Origin of the sequence: Caulobacter sp. LjRoot300 (genome assembly GCF_964253875.1) — a bacterium.
Lineage (GTDB): Bacteria > Pseudomonadota > Alphaproteobacteria > Caulobacterales > Caulobacteraceae > Caulobacter.
On sequence record NZ_CAXUSA020000003.1, the window covers coordinates 702,302 to 718,553 of the forward strand.

Below are 16,252 nucleotides of genomic sequence, written 5' to 3' on the forward strand. Positions count from 1 at the left end.
CGAGGATGGTGTGCGCCATGATTGTCCGTTTTTGAACGGAACGCTTGCTGAATTTTCCGCGCGGAGCTGAGAGATACCTCATGTTCGAACTTCCAGTTGTCCGGCTCAACACCTGCGCGCGATGAGGCGAAATCACGACGCGGCGGCCGACGGCGGCCCCCCGACGCCCCCGAACTTCCCCGGAGCCGACGCTTAGGTGACGCTAAACTGAACCACTATCCGTACGGCGAGGGTTTCACCCGATTGAGGCGGCCGCGTGCCGAGCGGAAGGTCCGGACGGCGCCTTACGCCTGACTTTCGGAGTTCCCATGAACATCGGCCCGAACGAGCAACTTCTCGAGACTTCCGCTCGGTGGGACGGCGCGGGCGTCCTGCTGGCGGACGAGGCGCGCAGCTTCGCGGCCTCGTCGGCCCCTTCGGCGATGCACGACGAGGACGAGTTCAGGCGGCAGGTCGTGGCCAGCATCCCGGTGCTTCGGTCCTTCGCGCGCGGCCTGTGCGGAGACGCGACGATGGGCGACGACCTGGCGCAGGACACCTTGCTCAAGGCCTGGCGCTATCGGGCGCAGTTCGCGCTGGGCACCAACCTCAAGGGCTGGTTGCTGAAAATCGCGCGCAACCACTTCTATTCGCAGCGCCGCCGCCTGTGGCGGGAGGCGCCGCTGGATCTCGCCAACGAGGCCCAGACCCCCACCGTCGGCGGCGGCCAGGTCCAGTCTCTACTCCTCAACGACCTGCGCAACGCGCTCAACACCCTGAGCGACGAGCAACGCGAGGCGATGATCCTGATCGGGGCGGGCGGCTTCTCCCATCGGGAGGCGGCCAGGATGTGCGACGTGCCCGAAGGCACGATGAAGAGCCGCGTCTGTCGCGCGCGGGCCAAGCTGGCGTCGCTGCTGGAGCATGGCGAGGTGGACAGCGACGCCGAACCCGCCTCGCTGGCGGCCCATCTGATCATGACCGAGCTGTCGACCCTGGCCGAGGCGCGAGCCGGCTAGCGCCCGAAACCGCTCGCGCGCTCGTTGCGGCCCACGGCTGTGAACATCAGGCCGCTGGCGGAGGGCGCCGCGTCGCCCTAAGACGGGGCCGACTAGGCGAGGGCCCGATGAACGCGATCCATTCCTACGAGCCCAGGGCCGGCCATGGGCTGAGGCACGATCCGCTGAACGCCATCGTCGCGCCCCGGCCGATCGGCTGGATCTCGACGATAAGCGCGGCCGGCGTGCCCAATCTCGCACCCTACAGCTTCTTCAACGCCTTCAACTACAAGCCGCCGATCATCGGCTTTTCCAGCACGGGCTGGAAGGATTCGGTGCGCAACATCCAGGAGACCGGGCAGTTCGTCTGGAACCTGGCGACGCGGCCCCTGGCCCAGGCGGTGAACGCCACCTCGGCGATGGTTCCCGACCATGTCGACGAGTTCGCCCTGGCCGGCCTCACGGCGGCGCCCTCGCAGCGGGTCGCCGCGCCGCGTGTCGCCGAAAGTCCCGTGGCCTTCGAATGCCGCCTGACCCAGATCGTGCGGCTCAGCGACGCCGAGGGCGCGCCGGTGGACGCCTGGCTGACCCTGGGCGAGGTGGTGATGGTCCATATCGATCGAGCGCTGCTGGTCGACGGGGTCTACGACACCGTGGCCGCCGAACCCATCCTGCGGGGCGGCGGGGCGGGCGACTATTTCGGGATCGACGAGGCGGGGAAGTTCCAGATGTTCCGGCCCGAGATCGCCTAGCGCGAGCGCCCCCGCGCCGACACCGGCCACAGCGCCACCAGGGTGTCGCCGTCCACCACGTGGTAAGTGTCGTAGAGGTTCACCGTAGGGTCGCAGTGCGGCGCGCCCAGGATCACCCGCTCGCCGAGGCCCGGCGGCGTGGTTCCGGGCGGCGGCAGGATCGCGCCGTGCTCGTCGCCCATGAAGAAGTAGCGCGACCCGTCCGGCGCCCCGCCCAGCACCGTGGGCGGATCGGCGTCGGTTGACAGCGCCTTGAAGCCGGCGTCGACCGTGACCATGCCCGGCGTGTTGGCGCTGACCACCCGGGCGTCGATCAGCAGGGCGGCCTCGTAGGGGCTGTGTTCCGCCCCGTCGCCGGCGATGTCGCAGACCAGGTACTGGCCATCCATGAACACGTAGGAGCCGACCTGGAACTCGGTGAAGATCCCCAGCTCGGCGTCGATCCGGTGCGAGCCGGTGCCCGAGCCCGAGACGATCGGCGGCGGGCCGCCGGCCGCGGTCAGGGCGTCGATCACCGAGCGGATATAGGCGCCGCGGTCCTCCAGGTTGGCCTTGCGGTCGGCGAAGCCCTCGATGTGTTGCTGCATGCCGCAGTAGCACTGCAGGCCGGCATAGATCAGCCCCGGCTGAGCCTTTATCGCCTGCATCAGGGCGACCGCCGCCTCGGGCGAGGCGACGCCGGTGCGGTGGATGCCCGGATCCAGGTCGATGACCACCTGCAGCGCCTTGCCCGCCGCGTCGGCGGCGGCGCTCAGGGCGACGACATTGGCCGGATGGTCGACGACGGCCATCAGGTCGGTGGTCCTGCCGTTCAGGGCGACCAGTCGGGCGACGGCCGGGGCCGAGACGACCGGCGAGGTGATCAGCAGGCCCATCGTCACCCCGCCGTCGGCCAGGACCTCGGCCTCGCCGATCTTGGCGCAGCACAGGCCCACGGCCCCGGCGGCGATCTGCAGCTTGGCGATGTCGACGCTCTTGTGGGTCTTGGCGTGGGGCCGCAACTTGACGCCCTTGCTGGTTGCGAACGCCGCCATCCGGGCGATGTTGCGCTCCAGGGCCGGGCGGTCGATCACCAGCACCGGCGTGTTGAGGTCGCGGCGCGAGCCTTGGGCGCCGATCAGGCCGGCATGCAGGTCTTGGTCGGTCATGGCGGTTCCCGTCAGAGGCCGAAGAGCTGGGTCAGGTGGGTGTTGGCGAACTTGCCGGCCGAATCCCAGGTCTTGCAGGCGGCGACGAAATCGCCGGCGCGCGGATAGAGCCGGTGGACGTCGGCCGTGGTCAGGGTGTGGCGCTTGGCCCAGTGCGGACGGCCCGCGCCGTCGCGCAACACCGCCTCCATCTCGGCGAAGGCCGGTCGCCAGGGCATCCTGGCGTACTGGTGGAACGAGATCGAGGTGCCGGGACCGGCGTTGAACGGGCTCATCCAGATGTCGTCGCCGGCCGCCAGCCGGAACTCGAACGGAAAGGTGATCGGTAGGCGACGCTTGCGGATATGGGCCATGGCCGCCTTCAGGGTGGGCAGGCCGGCGGCTCGCGGCAGCTCGTATTCCATCTCCTCGAAGCGGATATTCCGCTCCGACGGGAAGATCGCGTAGGCCGGGCCGGCGCGACGGCTGGCCTTGCCCATCATCCGCATCATCAGGCGCTGCAGCGACGGGGTCAGTATCGGAACGGCGGCGCAGATGTCGCAGATGGTCTTGAAGGTCGCCTCGCTGTCCTCGCCGATCTCCCGGGCCGGCGGGGCGGTCGCCTCGACCTCGACGGGATGCAGGGTCTTGAAGATCACCTCGTCCGAATAGGGAAAGACGAAGAACTCCATATGGCGGGTGGCGGCGGCCAGCTCGTCCAGCCGTTCGGCGACCTCGGCCAGGGGGCGGCGCTCGACCCGTTCCTCCAGGTGATAGGCGGGAACGACGCGGATCCGGATCTCGACGGCGACGCCCAGCAGGCCCAGGGACAGGCGCTGGGCCTGGTAGAGTTCGGGGTTCTGGTCGGGACCGCATTCGACGATCGCGCCGTCGGCGGTCATCAGTCGAAAGCCGCAGGCTTGCGTCGACAGGCTGCCCAGCTCCGCGCCCGTTCCGTGGGTGCCGGTCGAGATGGCCCCCGCCAGGGACTGCGGGTTGATGTCACCCTGATTGATCAGCGACAGGCCCTGGTCCCACAGGGCCGCCGTCAGCGCCTTGAGGCTCCAGCCGGCCGGAGCCCAGACGGTCTTGCGGTCGGGCGCGACCTCGATCCCGCCTTCGTAGTCGGACAGGCTCAGCAGCAGGTCGTCGGTCTGGCACAGCGGCATGAACGAGTGGCCGGCCCCGACCACGCGGACCTTGCCGGCCTGGCCGATCAGCGACGTCAGCTCGCCGGCGTCGCGCGGCCGGGCGACCAGGCGAGGGGAGGCCGCGACGCTGCCCGACCAGTTGCTCCACCCCGTCATCCGCATCTCTCCGTCTGCGATGCAGGTATGATAGTAAAAACTACTGTTCTTGCAAGGCGTCGTTCCACGGAACCAGCGACGGATCGCCGAAGGTGTCGAAATAGCGCTCGAACAGCAGGCAAACCTCGCGACTGAGGGCCAGGGCGTCCTGGTCTGGCTCCTCGACGGCCATCTCGGTCGCCGAATAGGTCAGCTCGACCATCATCCGCATGGCCAGACGGACCCGGCCGTCGGGCGCGGCCGGGTAACGCGTCTTGAGGATCTCGGCGAACTGGCCGGCCACCATGTCGCGCGAGGCGAAGCGCAGCTGCTGCAGCATGGGCACCGCGCGCAAGGCTCGGCCGATCGCCGCCCCGCCCGGGAAGCGCCGGGTCATCTCGATCATCTCGGTCAGCATGGCGACGTTCTTGTCGATGCGCTGGGCGGCGGTGTCACCTTCCAGCCCGCCACTCTCGATCCAGGCGAAGACCATGTCGTCCTGGGCCTTCATCAGCCGGTCGCCCAGTTCCTTGAGGATCGCGTACTTGTTGGGAAAGTAGCGGTAGAGGGCCGGCGGGGTCAGGCCGGCGCGCTTGCAGATGGCGTTGGTGGTCAGCTGTTCGAAGCCGATCTCGCCCAGCATCTCGCCAGCCGTGGCCAGCACGATCTCGTAGGTATCCTGTCCGCGGGCCTGGGTCGGCTGCAGCTTGGCGTCCAGCGCGATGTCGGGGCTGGCGGTCTTCCGGGCCGTCGCCTTCGGCATGCGGTCTCTCCTTCAAGTCCGTTCCGAACTAGAGCGTTTTGAGGAAAAAACCAATCGCTTCGCTGCCTTAGCGCGACCTTGTCAGGTGCAGGAAGGCGATGATCACCAGGGTGACCAGGGCCAGGCCGACGGCCAGCCACGCCGCCGGCCGCACATCGGCGCCGGTGACCACGAAAGAGGCCAGCAGCGGTCCCGCGCCGCAGCCCAGCAGGCTGGCGCCCGGCCCCAGCAGGGCAGCCCGACGGCTGGGATCGGCCTCGATGGCCAGCGGCGTCAGATAGGGCGACGCGAACAGCCAGACGAAGCCGAACACCCCGGCGGCGACCAGGAACACCGGGGCCGCGGGCAGGGCGGCCATCACGAACAGGGCGCCGATGGCCAAGGCCACGGCGACCGCCAGCGACCAGAACCACGACAGCCGCCCGGCCAGGGCCGTGGCCGCCGCGCCGCCGGCCACCTGGGCGGCCAGCGATACCGCGAAGGCGGCGCTGGCCACGCTGGCCGGATGTCCCGCCTGGCGCGACAGGGGCTCGGCATAGATCCACAACGCCAGGATGAAGGCCTGGAAACAGAAGACGGCGGCCAGGGCGATCCAGCCCCGCGCGCTCGGCAGGCCCTTGGGGTTGTCCTCGGTCTCGACCAGGGGCGCGTAGGCGGCGGGTATGGCCAGGCTGGCGACGACGGCGGAGACCGTCAGGGCGGCCAGCACCACGAAACCCCCGTCCGGCCCGAACGATCCGACGACGAAGGCGCCGATGGCGCTGACCACGCCCAGCTGCAGCAGGGTCTGGATGGTCAGGTAGAGGCCCGCCCAGCGTTCGGGACGCGGCGCGCGGACGATCATGCCGGTGATCAGCCAGATCATCACGCCGGCCGGAAGACCCGCCAGGGCGCGGACCCCGATCAGGAGGTCGCCCGAGGCGCGGGTGGTGGCCAGGTCCAGCGCCGCCAGGGCCAGGCCGCAGCTGACGGCCGCCAGCCGCAGCCGGCGATCGCCGAACAGCGGACCGAGGACCGCCGCTCCGACGCCCATGGCCACCAGCTCTCCCATTCCGGCCAGGCCCAGCTGGTTGGCGGTCAGGCGGCCGGCGCCCTCCAGCCCGCCCAGCAGCAGCGGCCCAACCCCGGGAAACAGCACCCCGACCAGGCCGATCCAGAACACCGCCAGGCGCTGGACCTGGCTGGGCGGCGCGCCGATCCAGACGCCCGCGACGGGCGGCGGCGCGACGGCCGGGCTCTCGGCCGCGCTCAATACTTGGCCCGGAAATAGAGTCCGTAGGTCCGCGGCGGCCCCATGCTGAATACGTCGAAGCCGAAGGCGGCGATCGGGGTGATGTCGGAGATGTTGGTGGTGTCGGCCAGGTTCTTGCCCCACACGCCCAGTTCGTAGCGCCCGTCGGCGAAGGCCCAGCCGACCTGGCCGTTGACATAGGCCCGGGCCTTGTCGCTGAGCCGCTCGGTATTGGCCGTGTCGTAATAGACCTTGCCGCGATAGGTGAAGTCCAACTGGCTGATCAGCTTGCCAGCGCCCACCGGGTGCTCGTAACGCGCCGCGCCGTTCAGGCTGGTCTTCGGCGCCGAGGGCAGGGTGTTGCCCGAATAGTCCTCGCCCAGCGACTGGAAGTCCTTGTACTCGGCGCTGAGCAGCGAGGCGCCCAGGGTCAGGGACAGGCCGGTCATCGGCCGCGCCTCGATCTCGGCCTCGCCGCCATAGACCCGAGCCTTGGAGGCGTTGGTGAACAGCTGCACCGGCAGGCCGTTGCGCTGGATCACCGTATAGACCTGCAGGTCCTTGTAATCATAGTAGAAGGCCGAGACGTTGACCCGCAGGCGGCGGTCCAGGAACTCGCTCTTGGCGCCCACCTCGTAGGCGTTGACGGTCTCGTCCCGGTAAGGGCCCAGGTCGTCCGGATCGGTCGTCTGGCCGCTGAAGAATCCGCCGCTCTTGGTGCCGCGATTGTAGGTGGCGTAGACGTTGGCGTCGTCGCTGACCGCATAGCGCAGGCCGACGCGGCCCGAGATCGAGCTGAAGGTCTTCTGGTTGTCGTAGTCGAACAGGGTCAGCAGGCCGTAATCGACGTCGCTGACGTAATGGAAGGTCTTCTTGTCCTGCGACCAGCGCAGGCCGCCCGTCAGGGTCAGCTTCGGGGTCAGGTCATAGTCCACCTGGCCGAAGGCGGCGTAGCTGGTGGTTTTCTGGTGCAGGGGCCAGCCGAACACGCCGACGCTGTTGGCCGGATCCATGCCCGTGGGGTTGTTGACCGGATCGGGGACGCGCAGCGCCTCCAGCACGTTGTAATGGCTGTCGTTGTCCAGGTTGTCGCGGGCGGCGTAGAGGCCGGCGACCCAGCGCAGGGCCGTGGCGCCGTTCGACTGCAGGCGGAACTCCTGGCTGGTGGTGTCCTGCTGGGCGATGTAGCGGGCGTCGAAGATCGAGATCGGGTTGGCGTCGGTCTCTTCGTAGTCGTCGCGTTTGGCCCGCTGGTAGCCGGTGATCGAGTACAGCGTCACCCTGCCGAAGTCGTAGCTGATGGCGCTGGTCGCCCCGAACAGCTTGACGATGTCCTTGCCCTCGAAGCGGTAGTCGCCCTGGTACTTGTTGGTGCTGGTGTTGGCGTAGCCGAGGATGTTCGTGCACTGGCCGGAGGTGTAGTAGGCCGGCTTGCAGAAGACGTACTTGTAGGTGGGATCGGGATCGGCCGTGCTGGCCGCCTCGGCCGTCTGGGCCACCAGCGAGCGGTTGTAGGTCAGGATCGAGCCGCCGCTGGACTTGCTGTAGCTGGCCGAGACGTCGACGGTCAGCTTGTTGTCGGGTGTCCAGCGCAGGGCCCCGCGCACGGCCTTGCGGTTGGCGTCGTTGCCCTTGTTCCCGGTCAGGCGGTTGAGTGTATAGCCGTCGCTCTTGTCGTAGAGGCCGGCGATGCGGAAGGCCAGGGTGTCGGCGATCGGGCCGCCGAAGCCGCCCTGGACGTTGAGCGAATTGAACCGGCCGTAGTCGACAGCTAGGTCGCCTTCGGGCGTGGCGCTGGGCTTTTTGGTGGTGACGTTGATCGCCCCGCCGGTGGTGTTGCGGCCATAGAGCGTGCCCTGCGGCCCGCGCAGCACCTCGACCTGCTGCAGGTCGTAGAAGCCGGACATCTGGGCCAGGGGGGACGCGACATAGACCCCGTCGACATAGACTCCGACCGCGCTGGCCGTGCTGGGGTTGAAGTCGTTGACCCCGATGCCCCGGATGAAGATGCGCGGGTTGGCGGCGTTGTCGTCGGTCTTGATCTGCAGGCCCGGCGACAGGCCCGACAAGGCCAGCACGTCGCCCACCCGCTGGTCCTTGAGCTGGTCGGCGGTCAGGGCTGTGACCGAGACCGGCACGTCCTGGAGGTTTTCCGCGCGCTTCTGGGCTGTGACGACGATCTCGTCGAGCGCGGTGGCCTCCTGCGCGGCGGCCTGTCCCGCCGCCGCCATCATCGCCGCGCCGGCGACGCCCGCGAGCACCTGGAGCTTTCGCATTCCATACCCCCGTTCCTGTTTATGGGGATATAGTAGTTGGAACTACCGTTATGGCAAGCAGCGTTCATGGAGCGCCGTTCGGTCGTGAAGCCGGGGCGGAGCGGGCGCCGCGACGGTTCGAACTCGACCCGCGGCCACCTCGAGCGGGCGTCCCGGCTACCGCCGAGGAATCTGATCTCGCGGCGTCAGCGAAACCTCCGCCGCCGCACCGTCCCGGCGATAGCCGATGCGGATCGGGTGGTCCGTCGGCGCGATGCGCATGGCCGCACGGGCGTCGGTGAGCCGCATGCCGCTGGCCGGCGCGCCGTCGATCGCCGTCACCACGTCACCGACCTTCAGGCCTGCCGCCTCGGCCGGGCCGCCAGGGGCAATGTCCTTGATCTCGAAGCCGTCGTCGCCAAGGTTCAACCAGCATCCGCAGCGATCGAAGCTTCCCGCATCGGCCGGCGGCGTCGCGATGCGGCGCAGGTACATGACCTGATGATCGTAGTCGAAGGTGACCACGAAGCGCTTCAGAAGGCCGCTGCCGATGTTGCCGTCGAAGTTCTCGTCGCTGAACACGCCCTTGCCCTGGGTCGCCAGACCGGCCACCGGCGCATCGATCGTGACCGCGCCCAGGCTCAGCGACTTGGCGCGGATCACATAGGATCGCGCGGGCCCGCCCACGCCCCAGCCGTCCACGGCCGTCACGCCTTCGGGATGGGCCTGGCGCAGCTTCGTGCGCTCGACGAACGGCCGGGCCAGGGTCACCTCGCTGCGTGAGCCGGTGTCGATGTTGTGGCGCGCGGCCAGGCCGTCCAGCCGCCCGGTCACCTGCGGCATGTGGTCGTAGAACACGAACGGCACGGCCACGCCGGCCTTGGCGCGGTCGGCCGCGGTGAACCGCGCCGGGTCGATCAGGGTCAGTTCATTGCGCTCGTAATCGACGACGGTGACGAAGCGGCGGAACATTTCGAAACCGAGCATGCCGCCGACCTGGAAACCCTCGACGGGCTTGGGGCTGAAGTCGAGCTTCAGCATGGTCTGGTCACGCATGGTCATGCCGGCGAGATCCAGGCGGCTCACCTGCACATAACCGCTGGTCGCCCGCGTCTCGCCCGCTCCGCCGGAGGTCATGGCCCCCTGCGACTCCAGATCGAGGGCGGCCACGGTCGGCGAGGTGAGGATGCCATGCCCCCCGGTGTCCACCAGGAAAGGGAAGGGACCTTTGCCGTCCACCGTGACGTCGACGAAGATGTGGTTGTTGGCCAGCCGGAACGGCGCGGTGATCCTGCCCGCGGCCGGCAGGGTCCAGTCCCGTGGCGCCCCCTTGGGCAGGGTATAGGCGCTTGCCGGGCGGGCGGGCGCTCGCACCGCCGAGATCAGGGCCAGGGTCTGGAGGCTGGCCTCGCCGCCGCCGTCGTCTATCGTGACGATCTTCGGCAGGGCGCGGCCGGCCTGCGGGACATAGTCGGCGTAGCGGAAGTCGAAGGTCATGAAGCCCTGGGTCTCGCGCACGCGGGTGAGATGGGCGGTGGCGCAGTCGAACCAGGCCTCGAAGGGCTTGCCCCCGCGCGGCGTCACCTTCAGCCGTCGGCCATCCGGGTCGACGCCCAGGGCGTCGATGCGGGCCCCGCCGGCGTCGGCGCGCCACCACAGGTCGGCGTTGCGAAAGGCCTGGTTCACGGCCACGGCGGGGCGGTCGCCGCCGGCCTGGGGGGTGACCGCGCCGGACGGGTCCTGCATCCAGGCCGTCTTGCCGTCGAAAGCGTTGGCGTCGCCGGTCGGGCTCAGTTGATGGCGCTCCAGGAACAGGCCCTTGGCCAAATCGCTCGTCGTCTCGAACTCACCGGTCAGGCCCTGTCCCGCATAGGCGCGTCGCACCACCAGGGTCCCGGCGGTCTCGCCCGTCGCGCTGTCCAGCACGGCGCGCCGGTTGGCGGCGAATACGGCGGCCGGGGGCGTCTCGGCGGCGCAGATCGCCGGAATCGCGGTGGAGGATAGGAGCAGGGGCAGGAACATGGACGGCCTTTGCGCGATGAAGGTCCTCCGCCTATCATCGCGGTCGAAAGCCGGTCTTGAACCGAATTCACATACTGTTCCGAGTTCTCCCGCTGCCCGTCCCATCTTCTTCCATCCGCGCCGTAGGGCCTGGGCGACTGGTGCATTCGCCCGGCGAGCGGCTTGCCCGCCATCGCCACGACAACGGCTTCGCGGCCGTTGTGCTGTCGGGCGGCTATGTCGAGGCTGGCGACACCGGCCGGCATCGGGTGGCGGCTGGCGACGTCATTCTCCACCAGGCTTTCGAAAGCCACCTGGACGAGATCGGCCGACGCGGCGCCCAGGTTCTGGTGTTGCCCCTACCGTCCGGCCTAGGCGCGACGGCGCGGGGACGGGTCGCCGATCCTGACTTGGTGGCGCGACTGACGGCGGTCGACGCCTTTGCGGCAGCGCAGGCCCTGGCCGAAGGGTTCGAGCCGACCATGGCGGCGTCTGGCTCCGAAGATTGGCCGGAGGTCCTGGCGCGGCGGCTGCTGGCCGATCCGGACCTGTCGATCAGCCTGTGGGCCGAGGCGAAGGGGCTCCACCCCGGCAGCGTCTCGCGCGGCTTCCAGCAGCAGTTCGGCGTGACGGCCGCCGCCTTTCGCGCCACGGCCCGGACGCATCGGGCCTTGGCCGGGCTGGACGATCTGACGCTCAGCCTGGCCCAGGTCGCCGACGATTGCGGCTTCGCCGACCAAGCCCACATGACGCGCGCGATCCTGCGGATGACCGGATCGACTCCCCGCCAACTGCGGCGGATGGCGATGGACCCTTGTCCTCGTGGAGTGATGGACCCTTGTCCTCGTGGAGTAAGGTCGGTCGGCGGCCACGGCGAGCAGGTGACCGTCTGAAACTCCCCAAGCGCCGGAGCTCAGCTCGCCCCTGCCGGCCGCCCATGTCCCCTGATGCGGAGCCCTCCACGATGGCGCGCCGGAGGCGCCGGACCGAGGTTCTGCTCCATGCGACGGCGCCGAGCCCGACGCCGAGGCGAAGGCCTCGATGACCTATTGCCGCGCTCGCCAGGTGGTCCGACCTTGAGTTCAATCTGGATCGTCATCGTCGAGGGGGCCGTTGAAACAGAGTCGCGCCGAGATCGTCGCCTTCGTCGGCGGCCGGATCCTTCCGCACGAGGCCGACGTCAGGGCTTGGCTGCGCCGTTCGGGGAGCGCGCCCGCCGACATCGACGATGTGGTCCAGGAGACCTATTGCCGCCTGGCCGCCCTGGACAGCGTCGCCCACATCGCCAGCGGCCGCGCCTACTTCTTCCGGACCGCGCGCAACATCGCCATCGAGAAAATTCGCCGCGCCCGCATCATTCGCATCGACTGCGTCACGGAAATCGACGCCCTGAACGTCGTAGATGATGAGCCTTCTCCGGAACGCGTGGTCGCGAGCCGTCGCGAACTGGGGCGGGTGCGGACGTTGATCGAAGGATTGCCTGAGCGGTGTCGACACATCTTCACCCTTCGCCGGATCCACGGCCTGTCGCAGAGGGAAACCGCCGCGCGCCTGGGCGTGACCGAAAACGTCGTGGAGATGCAGTCGGCGCGGGGCTTGCGTTTAATCCTGCGCGCCTTATCCGAAGCGGAAGCACGAGATCATCCGGCAGTCGGCGAGGCTCATGAGCTCCATCCGGTCCGCAAGCGAGATTGACGACGAGGCGGCCGACTGGGCGGCTCGCGTCGACGCGCGCGGCCTGGATGTGGAGCGCGACCCCGACCTGCGGGCCTGGCTGGACGGCGACACGCGCCGGGCCGGGGCGCTGCTGCGCGCCCAGGCGGCGATCAGCTTCCTGGACCGCGGCCGGGCCCTGGCCGGGGCCCCGCCGCCGGTCGAGGTCACGGTCGCCCAACGACCCAGCCGTCGCGCCCTGATCGCCGGAACGGGCGGGGCGGTGGCCGCCGCGCTGGTCGGCGGACTGGGCCTGTGGGCCGCGCGGCCCCAGCGACTGGACACCCGCCTGGGCGAGATCCGCCGGGTGCCGCTCGCCGACGGCTCGCTGGTGGCGATCAACACCAAGACCGCGCTGGACGTGGCGATGAAGCCCAGGTCGCGCCGGATCGTCCTGCAGGAAGGTGAAGCCTGGTTCCAGGTCGCTAAGGATCCCGACCGCCCGTTCGTCGTGGCGGCCGGGCCCGTCCGGGTTCGCGCCGTAGGCACGGCCTTTTCGGTGCGCCGCGCCGACCAAGGCGGCGCCGGCGTCGACGTGATGGTCACCGAAGGCGTGGTCGAGACCTGGGTCGAGGGCGATCCGGGGTCTCGGCGGCGGCTGACGGCAGGCAGCCGCATCCTCCTGGCCAGCGCCGCCTCGCCTCGAGTGGCGGAGTCGCCTTCCGAGATCGAGCGCAGCCTGGCCTGGCGCAACGGCGAGATCGCGTTGGACGGCGAAAACCTCGAACAAGCCGCGCGGCTGTTCAACCGCTACAATAGCCGCCAGATCGTCATCGAGGATCCTGTCCTGGCGCGCGAGCGCTTCGTCGGCCTTTTCCAGACCAACGAACCCGAAAGCTTCGCGGCCGCGGTCGCCGCGACGCTGGGAGCGGCCGTTAGCGATGACGAACGCACGATCAGAATTGGTCGCGCTCACGTTTCCTGAGGTTTTTCTTCAAAGCGCTCATGAAATTCATAAATAGTTCTCATTCGTTTTTACGATATGAGTAAATCTGACTTCCAGATCACGCATACTGACTCAGTATAGCTTGCTCTGATCGCTCTATTACTCTCCGTGTTTAAGCGGAGATGTTGATGATCGTTCCAGGGAAACAGGTGTCGAAGGGGAGGGATTCGTTTGCTCCAAATGGGCCCGCCGATCCGCATGAGAAACGGGCGCCCGACGTCGAAGCTGGCGCGAAAGCGGGCGTGTTGGGCCGTGATCGGACCAATCGCGCAAGCGCCCACCGGAAATCGGCGCTCCGTCCCTCGTCCTGTCAGGAGGCCGCGTGTGGCGCGCCTCGGGACGATGGGGGATTGTCGATGCGTGACTGGACGAACCGTTCCGCCCGGCGGCGGCTGCTGTGCGCGGCCTCAGCCGTATGGGCGCTGAGCGCGGGCTCCGCCCTGGCCCAGGCGGCTCCGTTCAAGATCGACGCCCAGCCGGCGGCGGCGGGCATTCGGCAGTTCGCGCGCCAGGCTGGCGTGCAGATCCTGGTCCAGTCCGACGCCGCCGACGGCAAGCGCACGGCGCCGGTGAAAGGCGCCTTGCCCGTCGATCGCGCCCTCGAGCAGTTGCTGTCGGGCACGGGACTGGTGGTGATCTCCAACGACGGGAAGACGATCATCCTGGCCTCGCCGCGCGCGGGCCTGATCCGGACCGGATGGTCGAACCCCGGCGCCGCCGCAACGGCCGCCCCGCCCGAGCCGGTCGCTCCGCCCGAACCCGAGGCGCCCAGCACCATCGACGAACTGATCGTCACCGGCACGCGCTCGACCTCGCGCACGGTCACCGAGAGCATGGCGCCGATCGACGTCATTTCCGCCGCCGAGTTGACCAAAAGCGGCAAGCAATCGACGCGCGACCTGATCTCCAGCTTGGTGCCGTCGGCCAACACCTCCAACAGCGGCGCCGGCGCCAGCTTCGCCGTCAAGACCGTGTCGCTGCGCGGCCTCGGCGCCGACCAGACCCTGGTCCTGGTCAACGGCAAGCGCCGGCACAACACCGCCATCCTGTTCGTCAACGGCACGACCCAGAACGGCCAGTCGCCGCCGGACCTGGACTTGATCCCCTCGGCCTCGATCGAGCGCATCGAGGTGCTGCGCGACGGCGCCTCGGCGCAGTACGGTTCCGACGCCCTGGCCGGGGTGATCAACATCCTGCTCAAGAAAAGCCCGCAGGGCGGTTCGTTGTCGACGCTCTACGGCAAGACCGCCGAGGGCGACGGCGAGACGGGGCAGGTCGCCGGCAACATCGGCTTTTGGCTGGGCGAAGCGGGCTATCTGAACCTGACCGGCGACGTGCGGATCAACGACCTGACCGACCGCGGCGACAAGACCATCAACACCACCCAGCTGTACTTCCCGCTCAATGCGTCGGGTCAGCCGGTCAAGGTGGCGACGCCCGGCGCGACGCCCGATCCGCGCGAGGCGACGGCCAACCGCCACACTAGCCACCCCGGCTCGCCGGCCGTGCAGCTGTTCTCGCTGGGCTACAGCGCCGGGACGCCGATCGGCGACGACATCGACCTCTATTCGTTCGGCACCTTCGCCAGCCGCAACAGCGCCGCCTGGCTGACCTTCCGCAACCCGAACTCGGTCAACAACATCGTCGCCATCAACCCTGACGGCTACACCCCGCGCCTGTTCCTCAAGGACCGCGACTTCCAGGTGGTGGCCGGCGCCGAGGGCAAGGACCTGTTCGGCTTCGCCTGGGACCTGAGTTCGAGCTTCAGCCGCGACGATGTCGGCTATTACGAGAACTCCCTCAACGCCTCGCTGGGCCCGGCCAGCCCGACCCACTTCTACATCGGGAGCCTGAAGTTCCAGGAGTGGACCACCAACCTCGACGTCACCCGCGAGGTCCCCACCGCGTGGTTCGCCAAGCCGTTGTTCCTCGCCGGCGGCCTGGAATATCGCGCTGACCAGTTCCAGATCGAGGCGGGCGAGCCGACCTCCTACGCCGTCGGCAACTATGTCGCTCCGGCAGGAAGTCCGCAGACCGGGGTATTGTTCGCCGGTGGTTCACAGGGGGTGACGGGCTTCCCGCTGTCCGCGGCCGGGACCTTCAAGCGCAACAACACCAGCGCCTATCTCAACATCGAGCAGAGCCTGACCCAGAAGTGGGAAGTGGCCCTAGCGGGGCGCTTCGAGCACTATTCGGACTTCGGCAACGCCAAGACCTTCAAGCTCTCCAGCCGCTATGCGATCGCGCCGTGGCTGGCGGTGCGCGGCACGGCCAGCACCGGCTTCCGGGCGCCGTCGCTGCAACAGCAGCACTACGCCTCGTCCAGCACCATCGGCGCGATCCCACCGGGAAAAACCGTCGCCGAGCTCTATCCGGTGCAACTGCTGCCGCCGGATAACCCCGCCGCCGTCGCCCTGGGCGCCAAGCCGCTGAAGGCCGAAAAATCGACCAACTACTCGGTCGGTCTGGTCGCCCGGCCCCTGCCGCGCCTGAACGTCACCCTCGACCTCTACCAGATCAAGATCGACAATCGCATCCTGCAGAGCGCCACGCTCGGACCGAACCCCGCCGTCAGCGCCGCCCTGGCCAGCCAAGGGCTCGCCGCCCAGCAAGCGGCCTTCTACTACGGCAACTTCGCCGACACCTCGACGCGCGGGATCGACCTGGTCGCCGACTACCGGACCGATTTCGGCGATTTCGGCTCGGTTCGTTGGACGTTCTCGGCCAATCACAACAAGAGCAAGTTCGATCGCATCGTCTCGCCGTCCGCTACCCTGGCGGCGGCCGGGATCGTCTATATCGACCGCGTCAAGATCGGCGACCTGACGGTCGGCACGCCCAAGGACAAGTACATCCTCGGCGCCGACTGGACCCTGGGCAAGTTCGACACCAACTTGCGCTTGACCCGCTATGGCGAGGTCATCCAGCGCGTCACCCAGCCGGCCAACCCCGCCTTGGCGCCGGCGGACGAGACCGTCAGTCCCAAGCTGATCGTCGACCTCGACCTCAGCTACGCGGCCACCGACAAGATCACGGTCAGCGTCGGCGCCAACAACCTGCTGGACGCGTATCCGGACAGCGTTCGGGCCGCCAACCGGGGCACGCCCGCCTTCGCCTACTACAACCAGTACTCTCCGTACGGGATCAGCGGCGGCTTCTACTACGCCCGCGTCGCCGCCCGGTTCTAGGCCTGCCGTCGGT

12 protein-coding genes are annotated in these 16,252 nt (G+C 68.7%); 6 read left to right on the forward strand and 6 right to left on the reverse strand.

Features of this window, described 5'->3' with window-relative positions; translation table 11 throughout:
* The first annotated feature begins 308 nt into the window (after nt 1-308).
* A complete protein-coding gene (locus ACSQ2G_RS13460; RefSeq protein ID WP_436031590.1) occupies nt 309-998 on the forward strand; it encodes a sigma-70 family RNA polymerase sigma factor in 690 nt (229 codons plus the stop codon).
* 107 nt (nt 999-1,105) lie between these two features.
* On the forward strand, nt 1,106-1,729 hold the full coding sequence (locus tag ACSQ2G_RS13465; RefSeq protein WP_436031591.1) for a flavin reductase family protein: 624 nt from the start codon (nt 1,106-1,108) through the stop codon (nt 1,727-1,729).
* Here ACSQ2G_RS13465 and ACSQ2G_RS13470 read toward each other — a convergent pair.
* From ACSQ2G_RS13470 to ACSQ2G_RS13495, 6 genes are all read right to left on the reverse strand, one after another.
* Complete coding sequence (locus ACSQ2G_RS13470) at nt 1,726-2,877, reverse strand: DSD1 family PLP-dependent enzyme (RefSeq protein ID WP_436031592.1); 1,152 nt, start codon at nt 2,875-2,877, stop codon at nt 1,726-1,728. The two genes, ACSQ2G_RS13465 and ACSQ2G_RS13470, sit on opposite strands and share 4 nt — an antisense overlap.
* A gap of 11 nt (nt 2,878-2,888) precedes the next feature.
* Nucleotides 2,889-4,163: a D-arabinono-1,4-lactone oxidase gene (locus ACSQ2G_RS13475; RefSeq protein WP_436031594.1), complete on the reverse strand. Its 1,275-nt coding sequence runs from the start codon at nt 4,161-4,163 to the stop codon at nt 2,889-2,891.
* 40 nt (nt 4,164-4,203) lie between these two features.
* Nucleotides 4,204-4,905 (reverse strand): TetR/AcrR family transcriptional regulator, encoded by a 702-nt coding sequence (locus ACSQ2G_RS13480; protein WP_436031596.1) that lies wholly within the window; start codon nt 4,903-4,905, stop codon nt 4,204-4,206.
* A gap of 67 nt (nt 4,906-4,972) precedes the next feature.
* Nucleotides 4,973-6,157, reverse strand: coding sequence for an MFS transporter (locus tag ACSQ2G_RS13485; protein ID WP_436031597.1), 1,185 nt, complete (start codon nt 6,155-6,157; stop codon nt 4,973-4,975).
* Complete coding sequence (locus ACSQ2G_RS13490; protein ID WP_436031599.1) at nt 6,154-8,412, reverse strand: TonB-dependent receptor; 2,259 nt, start codon at nt 8,410-8,412, stop codon at nt 6,154-6,156. The genes ACSQ2G_RS13485 and ACSQ2G_RS13490 overlap by 4 nt, the downstream gene beginning before the upstream one ends.
* Nucleotides 8,413-8,568: 156 nt before the next feature.
* Nucleotides 8,569-10,413, reverse strand: coding sequence for an aspartyl protease family protein (locus ACSQ2G_RS13495; protein ID WP_436031601.1), 1,845 nt, complete (start codon nt 10,411-10,413; stop codon nt 8,569-8,571).
* 140 nt (nt 10,414-10,553) lie between these two features.
* On the opposite strand from ACSQ2G_RS13495, the gene ACSQ2G_RS13500 reads away from it, so the two are divergent.
* From ACSQ2G_RS13500 to ACSQ2G_RS13515, 4 genes are all read left to right on the forward strand, one after another.
* Complete coding sequence (locus ACSQ2G_RS13500; RefSeq protein WP_436031602.1) at nt 10,554-11,285, forward strand: AraC family transcriptional regulator; 732 nt, start codon at nt 10,554-10,556, stop codon at nt 11,283-11,285.
* Nucleotides 11,286-11,505: 220 nt separating this feature from the next.
* Nucleotides 11,506-12,087, forward strand: coding sequence for an RNA polymerase sigma factor (locus tag ACSQ2G_RS13505; RefSeq protein ID WP_436031603.1), 582 nt, complete (start codon nt 11,506-11,508; stop codon nt 12,085-12,087).
* A complete protein-coding gene (locus ACSQ2G_RS13510) occupies nt 12,056-13,030 on the forward strand; it encodes a FecR family protein (protein ID WP_436031605.1) in 975 nt (324 codons plus the stop codon). Before ACSQ2G_RS13505 ends, ACSQ2G_RS13510 begins: the two co-directional genes overlap by 32 nt.
* Before the next feature lie 377 nt (nt 13,031-13,407).
* Nucleotides 13,408-16,239: a TonB-dependent receptor domain-containing protein gene (locus tag ACSQ2G_RS13515; RefSeq protein ID WP_436031607.1), complete on the forward strand. Its 2,832-nt coding sequence runs from the start codon at nt 13,408-13,410 to the stop codon at nt 16,237-16,239.
* Nucleotides 16,240-16,252 lie beyond the last annotated feature (13 nt).